The 763-nt window shown below is 54.4% G+C and carries 1 tRNA gene and 2 pseudogenes; 1 reads left to right on the forward strand and 2 read right to left on the reverse strand.

The window, feature by feature from the left end:
• Positions 1-132, reverse strand: a pseudogene (locus ACPGUT_RS16020) (protein-L-isoaspartate O-methyltransferase); the annotation flags it as partial.
• Between the two features lie 205 nt (positions 133-337).
• Here ACPGUT_RS16020 and ACPGUT_RS16025 point away from each other — a divergent pair.
• Positions 338-411, forward strand: a tRNA-Cys gene (locus tag ACPGUT_RS16025).
• Positions 412-473: 62 nt separating this feature from the next.
• On the opposite strand, the pseudogene ACPGUT_RS16030 reads toward ACPGUT_RS16025, so the two are convergent.
• A pseudogene (locus ACPGUT_RS16030) lies at positions 474-763 on the reverse strand (site-specific integrase); the annotation flags it as partial.

The raw sequence follows: 763 nt of genomic DNA on the forward strand, positions 1-763 counted from the left end.
TCGACGATCGCGCGGCACAAAGTTTTCCCGCGGCGTGCTGAGCATCGCGTCAATAATTGGAAACTTGGTCACGTCTGAAGGGCGCACCTGCGTGTCAACCATCATCAGGCGGCGAGTGGCAAAATCTGTCATGCGCATTACTCTTTCGATCAGAATCTTCTGCTCCGTCTTGCCACAAAGCACCGCGCGCAGCAACGTGTGCCGCACCATGTTGTGCAGAGATATTCGACAAGTTGGATAAATTCGGAGTCATTTCACTTTTGTCACCAAAAGCACAGGCTTGTCCCTCTTGCGCTTCATCTCCAACAGGTCTAAGAGCCTGACGAACCACAGGTCAGGCGAGTTGGCGGAGTGGTGACGCAGCGGATTGCAAATCCGTGTACACCGGTTCGATTCCGGTACTCGCCTCCATTTAAAAACAATCACTTACATCACTCCTTGCCGTGTTTGAGGCCCCGCGTTTACAGGGGCGTTTACATTTTTGTGTCTTGAGACAGTGATTTTGCTCGATTGAGCTTGCGCAAAACCGCATCGCTTTCGTCCGGGCTAACCTGCGCATAATGCTCGATAACCTGCGCCGCGTAGCGAACCGACCACCCCATCAGCACCGCGATCTGGCGCAAAGACAGATCGGCATTCAGCAATCTTGTTGCCGCCGTCCCGCGCGTATCAGACAAAGTCTTCTCTCGGCCATCGATCCAAGGCGGGATCTGAGCTTCGCGCCGCCACTTGGTAATCTGGTTCGATGCCCAACGGGCCGTCA

Source organism: Halocynthiibacter sp. (genome assembly GCF_049608145.1).
GTDB lineage: Bacteria > Pseudomonadota > Alphaproteobacteria > Rhodobacterales > Rhodobacteraceae > Halocynthiibacter.